6 protein-coding genes are annotated in these 7,333 nt (G+C 77.3%); 3 read left to right on the top strand and 3 right to left on the bottom strand.

Annotated elements, in window-relative coordinates; all coding sequences use genetic code 11:
- Positions 1-94 precede the first annotated feature (94 nt).
- Positions 95-3,520, bottom strand: coding sequence for a hypothetical protein (locus tag AB0I11_RS23450; RefSeq protein ID WP_357324226.1), 3,426 nt, complete (start codon positions 3,518-3,520; stop codon positions 95-97).
- Between the two features lie 148 nt (positions 3,521-3,668).
- Between AB0I11_RS23450 and AB0I11_RS23445 the strand changes: the two genes are divergently transcribed.
- Complete coding sequence (locus AB0I11_RS23445) at positions 3,669-4,307, top strand: TetR/AcrR family transcriptional regulator (protein WP_357324223.1); 639 nt, start codon at positions 3,669-3,671, stop codon at positions 4,305-4,307.
- Positions 4,308-4,372: 65 nt separating this feature from the next.
- Complete coding sequence (locus AB0I11_RS23440) at positions 4,373-4,600, top strand: DUF3107 domain-containing protein (RefSeq protein ID WP_357324220.1); 228 nt, start codon at positions 4,373-4,375, stop codon at positions 4,598-4,600.
- 95 nt (positions 4,601-4,695) lie between these two features.
- On the opposite strand, the gene AB0I11_RS23435 is transcribed toward AB0I11_RS23440, so the two are convergent.
- Complete coding sequence (locus AB0I11_RS23435; protein ID WP_357324217.1) at positions 4,696-4,827, bottom strand: hypothetical protein; 132 nt, start codon at positions 4,825-4,827, stop codon at positions 4,696-4,698.
- A gap of 42 nt (positions 4,828-4,869) precedes the next feature.
- Positions 4,870-5,340 carry a ferritin-like fold-containing protein gene (locus AB0I11_RS23430; RefSeq protein WP_357324214.1) on the bottom strand — a complete coding sequence of 157 codons (471 nt, stop codon included), beginning with the start codon at positions 5,338-5,340 and terminating at the stop codon, positions 4,870-4,872.
- A gap of 283 nt (positions 5,341-5,623) precedes the next feature.
- Between AB0I11_RS23430 and AB0I11_RS23425 the strand changes: the two genes are divergently transcribed.
- A complete protein-coding gene (locus tag AB0I11_RS23425) occupies positions 5,624-7,297 on the top strand; it encodes a DEAD/DEAH box helicase (protein WP_357324212.1) in 1,674 nt (557 codons plus the stop codon).
- The last annotated feature ends 36 nt before the right edge of the window (positions 7,298-7,333 follow it).

Genomic DNA, 7,333 nt, shown 5'->3' with positions numbered 1-7,333 from the left:
TCAATTGGTGTGGAAACCGTGATCCTCCTGCTCAGGAGCACCCTCATTCACTCGACACGCCCGACACCGAAGCCGAGTACCGGTGGATCCAGGCTCAGGCCAGCAGGGCCTCCAGCCGCCGGTTCACCGCCGCCAGGGTGGCCCGCACCACGGCCTGCCGGGGGTCCCCGGCGACCAGGGCGGACCCGGCAAGCTGCTCCACCCAGCCGTCGCAGACCAGCAGCACCACCACGGTGGCCACCTCGCAGTTGCCGAACGGCACCACGGCGGCGTGCTCCACGAAGCAGCGCCCCCGCTCCCCGGTCCGGACCGCCTGGCCGAGCAACTCGTCCACCGAGGCGGCGGCGGCCACCGCGCAGAGCCGCAGCACGTACCCGTCGACCGCCGGCCCGGTGGCGTGCCCCTCCGCCGTCCGGTCGCCGGCGATCAGCCGTACCTCCACGGTGGCGTCGAGACCGAAGGTGCTGACCTGGACGTGGTCGATCACCGCCCGGGGGCCGGGCAGGCCGCCGGTGTCCAGCGGGCGCGACGGCGCGGTCTCCGTCGTGGTCATCTGCCCACCGGAGTACGACGTGCCGACCGTGGCCGGGCTGCCGGTGGACGTACCGGTCGGGGCCGACGCCAGCGACGACTCCTCCACCGCCGCGCGGCCCCGGTGCGTCGTGCCGGGCCGGCGCCGGCGCGGCGGCTCGCCACCCGGCTCGTCGTCGACCTCGGCGGGCGGCTCGGCGAGCCGGCTCCCGCGCGCCTCGGTGCCGCCGAAGCGCCCCTCGCCGGCCCGGTTCTCCGCGACCCGGCCCTCGGCGGCGCGCCCCGGCCAGGGCCCGGCGGGACCGTCCTCGCCGCCGCGCGACTCGGTCGAGCGCGCCCCGGCGGCCCGGGACTCGGCCGGGCGGGACTCGACGGCCCGGGTGTCGGCGGCCTGGGTGTCGGCGGCGCGGGTGTCGGCGGCGCGCGGCGAGACCGAGCGGCGGCGTACCGGCGGCGGGGTGGCCGGCGTGCCGGGCAGGTTCTGCGGGGCGGCGGCCAGCCCCATCCGCTCCTGGAGCAGGCGGGCCACCATCCGGCTCACGTCGGCCGCGTCGGCGCCGTCGGCGAGGTCGAGCCGGAGGCTGTGCGCGCCGGCCGGGGTACGCCGCAACGCCGCGTCCCGGACGCCGGGCACCTCGCGGACCGCGTCCAGGATGGCGTTGACGTCGAAGCCCTCGGGGCGCTCCCGCAGCGGCGCGGGCTCGTCGTCGCGGCGCAGGTGGGTGGCGATGCGGGCGAGTTCCGGCGTCTCGGCGGACGGTTCCACGGCTGGCGGCTCCGGCACGACGGGCACGTCCGGCTCGGCGGGGACGCGCTGCGGCAGCACCACCGGGGCGGCCTCCGCCGCCTCGGGCTCGGCGACCGGCTCGGCCGGCGGCGCGGTCTCGGGCGCCGACCGGCGGGCCGCGTAGGGCGGGGCAACGGTCGGCTCGGCGGCCGGCACGCGCTCGACGCCGGCCGGGCCGACGGCGGGCGCCGCCGGCTCGCCGGGCGGCTCCGCGACGGCGCGCGGCCGGTACGGGCCGCTGTCGCGCTCCTCGGCCCGCCGGGCGCCGGGAGCGGGCCCGGCCGGCCCGGCGTCGGCGGGCGCCGGGCGAGGAACCGGCGGAGCGCTGGTCGGTGCGGCGTACGGGGGCGCGCCGAACGGGGTCACCGGGACGGGCGGCCCGGCCCAGGACGGGCGCTCCGGGACCTCCCGGGTCGCCGGCTCGGGCACCGGCGCCGGCTCGCCACCGCGGGGCGGCTCGTACGGTCGGCCCGCCTCCGCCCAGGACGGCTCGTATCCCGGGGACGGCTCAGCGCGCACCGGCTCGTACGGCCGCGCCGGCTCGGCGCGCGCCGGCTCGTATCCCGTGGCCGGCTCGTATCCCGTGGCCGGCTGGTATCCCGTGGCCGGCTCGGTCCGGGGCAGCTCGTAGCCCGGAAACCGCTCGGCCCGGGGCGGCTCGTGCCCCGCGGGCTGCTCCGCCGGGCGCGGCTCGTACCCGTCCGGCTGCTCCGCCGGGCGCGGCTCGTATCCGCCGGGCTGCCCCGCCCGCCGCGGTTCGTACCCGCCGGCCGGCTCGGCCCCGGGTGGCTCATATCCCCCGGACCGCTCGGCCCCGGGCTCGTACCCGCCCGACCGCTCCGCCCCGGGCTGCTCGTATCCACCCGACCGCTCGGCGCCCGGCAGCTCGTACCCGCCCGGGCGCTCGGCCCCGGCCGGCGGATATCCAGCGGACCGCTCGCCGCCGGGTGGCTCGTACCCGCCGGGTCGCTCGGGTCTGGGCGGCGCGTACCCCGTGGGCTGCTCGGCGCGGGTCGGCTCGGACGGCTGGGCCGGCCCGGGCGCCCACTCGTCGCGCGCGCGGCGGGCGGCCGGGCCGTCCTCCCGGCCCGTCGCCGCGTCGGCTTCCCGGCCGCCCGGCTGCTGCTCCTCGCCGACGGCGCGGAGCGCGGCCGGTCCGGGCTCGTCGCCGGCCCGGTGGCCGCTGACCGTGTCCGGCCGGCCCCACGGCGGCGCCCAGGCCCCGCTCCTGCTCGGCTGGTTCCAGCTCGGCGCGGCCCAGTCCGGTGCACCGGGCGGGCCGGCCGGCTGCTCGGCGGCCGGGCCGGTGCGCTGCTCGTCGGCGGTGCCGCCCGGCGGGCCGGCCGGGGTCGGGTCGTGCCCCGGCGGGGTGGTGCGGTCGGCCCAGCCCGGCTGGGCGGGCGGCGGGCGGTCGCCCCAACCCTGGGCGGCCGGGGACACCGGAGTGGGGTGCTCCGGGTCGGCCGGCGGCGCGGACGACGGGCGACCGGACCGGTCCGGCTCGGCCGGGGGCGCGGAGGACGGCCGCCCGGCCCACCCGGCGGAGAGCGAGGGCGGCTCGGTCGGGGGCCGGTCGGCCCAGCCCCGGGAGAGCGACGGTGGCTGTTGCTCGGCGGACCGGTCGACGGCCGGGGCGTGGAAGCCGGGCGGCACCTCGAATCCGCTGGCAGCCGCGCCGACCGGCGGCACCTGGAGGGCCGGCGGCGCGGACGACGGGACGCCGCCGTCCGCCCAGCGCCCGGCCGGCGGCTCGTCGGAGGCGTGCCGGGCCGGCCCGGACTCCGCGTCGGCGGCCGGCTGCTCCACCCCGGGCGCCGGCCGCTGGGCCGGTACGACCGGCCGGTCGGTCTCCCGGTGCGGCGGGTCGACGGGTGGGGCACTCACCGGTGCCTGGCGGGTCACGGGCGATTCCTCCCCGGCGTGCGGCACGCCGTTGACGTGTCGACCGTTGACCCGGGCCGACGGCTCCTCGACGGGCAGGGCCGGCAGTGGGGCCGGAAGATCGCCGTAGCGGGGTGAGGAGGCGGCCCAGCCGGTGGCGGGTTCGGACCGGGGCCAGCCACCGGGCGCGTCCGCGCCCCGGGCCCAGCCGGTCGCCGGGGGCGCCCACCCGCTGCCGGTACGGGCCAGGTCGTCCTGCCGACCCGTCCCGTCGCCGTGCTCTCCCGGGGTGGGGGCTCCGGGTTGCCCTGATTCACTCACCGTGCGCTCCTTGGTCGCCCCCGCTGAGGCTACCGTGTGGTGACAGTGGCGATAAGTTACAGCGGCGGGCCAATTCCGGGACGGGTTCACCTACCCCGACCGGTTCGGGTGATAAGTGCCGGCTCGTACTAGGAACTCGGAGGATCCCATGACCGCTGTGGGGAACGGTGCGCAGACCACCGGCCGGCCCACCCGGCTGCCCCGCTCGGCTCGCCGCAAGCAGTTGCTCGCGGCGGCGCAGGAGGTGTTCGTCGCGCAGGGCTACCACGCCGCGGCGATGGACGACATCGCCGAGCGGGCGGGAGTCTCCAAGCCCGTGCTGTACCAGCACTTCCCGGGCAAGATGGAGCTGTACCTGGCGCTGCTGGACACGCACTGCGACGCCATCGTGGCCAAGGTGCACGACGCGATGCGCGGCACCAACGACAACAAGGAGCGGGTCAGCGCAGCGGTGCGCGCCTACTTCGACTTCGTCGACCACGAGAGCGAGGCGTTCCGGCTGGTCTTCGAGTCGGACCTGCGCAACGACCCGGCCGTCCGGCAGCGGGTGGAGCGGGTCGAGCAGGGCTGCATCGCCGCGATCACCGACACCATCATCTCGGACACCGGCGTGAGCCGGGCGCACGCCGAACTGCTCGCCTCGGGTCTGGTGGGGGCGGCCGAGACGGCCGCGCAGTTCTGGCTGGCCGGCGGTCGGCAGGTGCCGAAGGCCGAGGCGGAGGCGCTGGTCGCGGCCCTGTCCTGGCGGGGTATCGCCAGCTTCCCGCTGCAAGGTGAGTCAGCCTGAACATGGGGCCGTCAGATCGGATAGCCTTCCCACGGCGGCACTTTCGCCCCAGTTGAGGAGGCACAGTGGAGGTCAAGATCGGCGTGCAGTACGCGCCGCGGGAGCTGGTCCTGGAGAGCGCGCAGTCGCCGGCCGAGATCGAGCAGATCGTGACCGACGCCCTCGCCAAGGGTGAGGGCAGCCTCTCCCTGACCGACGAGAAGGGCCGGCGGGTCATCGTGCCGGTCGGCAAGGTCGCCTACGTCGAGATCGCGGAGTCCTCGCCCCGCGCGGTCGGGTTCACCGTCCGCTGATTCCCTGCCAGGTGGCCGTGGCGGGGTGACCCGCCACGGCGCCACGGCCCCGCGCCAGGAGTCCTCGCACCGGCCGGGGACGGCGCCACCGGGCCTCAGTTGTTCAGCCCCGCGGCGGTCATCCGCGCGGTGTGCGCGTCGGTGATCCGCCGGAACAGCCCAGGCACGTCCACGCCCTCCCGGCGGGCGATCAGCGCGGTGAGCGCGCCCCGGTCGGCGGCGGCCACCCGTCCGGCCTGCGACAGCGCCTCGCCGAGCAGCCGCCGGGCCTACATCGAGAGCCGGTTGGCGACCCGGGGGTCGGCGGCGATGCCGGCCCGGATCTCGGCGGCGGCGAACTCGGCGTACCGGGTGTCGTGCAGGACGTCGAGGACGAGCCGCCGCTCCGGCCCGTCCAGCCCGTCGGCGATCTCCCGCAGGAAGTCGTCGGTGATCGCGTCCCCCACGTACGCCTTCGTCACCGCCTCCAGCCAGTCCCGCGGCTCGGTCGAGTCGTGGTACGCCTCCAGCGCTTCGGCGTACGGGGCCACGGCGTCCTCGGGCGTGGCGCCGAGCGCGGCGATCCGGTCGGTGATCCACCGGTAGTGGGCGATCCCGGCGGCGGCCAGCTCGCTGAGCGCGGCCCGTCGACGCAGGTCGGGGGCGAGCCGGGCGTCGGCGGCGAGCCGGTCGAAGGCGAGCAGTTCGCCGTACGCCACGAGGCCGAGCAGGTCGACCGCGGCGGGGTCGGGGGCGGGCACGAGGGCAGGCTACCGCCCGGATGATCTGTGGTCCAGGTCACATCTGTCACCCCCGGACGCCGCCCGCTCACCTGGAATGAGGACTGCCCAGGGGTGGTTCAGGTAGGATGAGACAGTTGCCGTGGGCACCGATCCGACCAGCTGAGCTGGTCACCGCCGGTCCCCGGCGCGCGTGCGGCCCGGTCCGGCTCGGCGTACCGCCCCCGACCGTGTGGCCCGCGCCATACCGAACGCGCCCTGAGGACATGAGGGGCGCACCACGAGAGGGCACCCCCACATCCAGATGAGTGAGCAGACTGAAGGCCAGCCACTGGCCCCCACCGCTCCGGTCCGTCCGGAGGCCCCCACATTCGCCGCGCTCGGCGCCCGCCCGGAGACCGTTGAGGCCCTGGCCGCCGCCGGCATCACCCGCGCCTTCGCCATCCAGGAGTACGCGCTGCCGATCGGGCTGCGCGGCGTCGACCTGATCGGCCAGGCGCCGACCGGCACCGGCAAGACCCTCGGCTTCGGCATCCCGCTCCTCGAGCGGGTCTTCGCCCCGGCCGAAGGCAGCGACGGCGTGCCCCAGGCACTGGTCGTCGTCCCCACCCGCGAGCTGGGCCTCCAGGTCGCCAAGGACCTCGACGCCGCGGGCCGCACCCGGGGCGTCCGGGTGCTGCCGATCTACGGCGGCGTGGCGTACGAGCCGCAGGTCGAGGCGCTGCGCAAGGGCGTCGAGATCCTGGTCGGCACCCCGGGCCGGCTGCTGGACCTGCAGAAGCAGAAGCACCTGCGGCTGGACCGGGTGCGCGCGCTGGTGCTCGACGAGGCCGACCGGATGCTCGACCTGGGCTTCCTCGACGACGTCGAGAAGATCCTGGCGATGCTCCCGGAGGACCGCCAGACCATGCTCTTCTCGGCCACCATGCCGGACCCGATCGTGGCACTGTCCCGGCGCTTCCTGCGCCGGCCGGTGACGATCCACGCCGGGCACACCGCCGAGACCGGCCCGTCGCCGCAGACCACGCAGCTCGCCTACCGCACCCACTCGATGAACAAGGTCGAGATCGTGGCGCGAATCCTCCAGGCGGAGGGGCGGGGCCTGACCATGATCTTCACCCGGACCAAGCGGGCCGCCGACCGGGTCGCCGAGGACCTCGACTTCCGTGGCTTCGCGGTCGCCGCCGTCCACGGCGACCTGGGCCAGGGCGCCCGGGAGCGGGCGCTGCGGGCGTTCCGGGCCGGCAAGATCGACACGCTGGTCGCCACCGACGTGGCGGCCCGGGGCATCGACGTCACCGGCGTCACCCACGTCATCAACTACGACTGCCCGGAGGACCAGGACACCTACACCCACCGGATCGGCCGCACCGGCCGGGCCGGGGCGACGGGTGTCGCGGTGACCTTCGTCGACTGGGACGACATGCCCCGCTGGCGGATCATCGACAAGACCCTCGGTCTCGACATGCCCGAGCCGCCGGAGACGTACCACACCTCCCCGCACCTCTACACCGACCTGGACATCTCGCGCGAGATCAGCGGCACCCTGCCGACCGCCGAGCGGACCCGGGCCGGGCTCGCCGCGGAGGTCGAGGAGGACCTCGGCGGCCGGTCGCGGCGCGGTGAGCGCGACCGCGGTGAGCGTGGCGGGCGGCGCGGCGACAGCCGGGGCCGGGAGCCGCGCCGGGGTCGTGGTGGCGATGCGCCCGCGACGCCGGCTGAGGCCCCCGCGACGCCGGCCGAGGCCAACGGTGGCGAGAGCGCCGAGGGCGAGCGCACCCCGCGCCGGCGGCGACGCCGCCGGGCGGGCGAGGCGGTCGCCGGCGAGCCGACCGCGGTGATCTCCAACGACGGCGGTGCCGAGCCGGCCGCGTCGGCCGTCGAGGGCGAGTCGGTGCCGAAGCCGCGCCGCCGCCGGCGCCGTCGTGGTGGCAGCGGATCGGGCAGCGGTACGCCGGCCGAGGCGACCGCCGACTGACAAGCGACAGGTGACGGCCCTCGGACTCCGGTCCGG

It is taken from the genome of Micromonospora sp. NPDC050495 (genome assembly GCF_040655175.1).
In the GTDB taxonomy this organism is placed as follows: domain Bacteria; phylum Actinomycetota; class Actinomycetes; order Mycobacteriales; family Micromonosporaceae; genus Micromonospora.
The sequence above is the reverse complement of the archived record's forward strand: the minus strand, read 5'-3'. Positions and strand labels throughout refer to the sequence as shown.

What these genes read in the sequence shown, in the direction of transcription:
- AB0I11_RS23445 (WP_357324223.1), top strand. Translation starts at nt 3,669, where the DNA reads ATGACCGCTGTGGGGAACGGTGCGCAGACCACCGGCCGGCCCACCCGG.
- AB0I11_RS23425 (WP_357324212.1), top strand. Translation starts at nt 5,624, where the DNA reads ATGAGTGAGCAGACTGAAGGCCAGCCACTGGCCCCCACCGCTCCGGTC.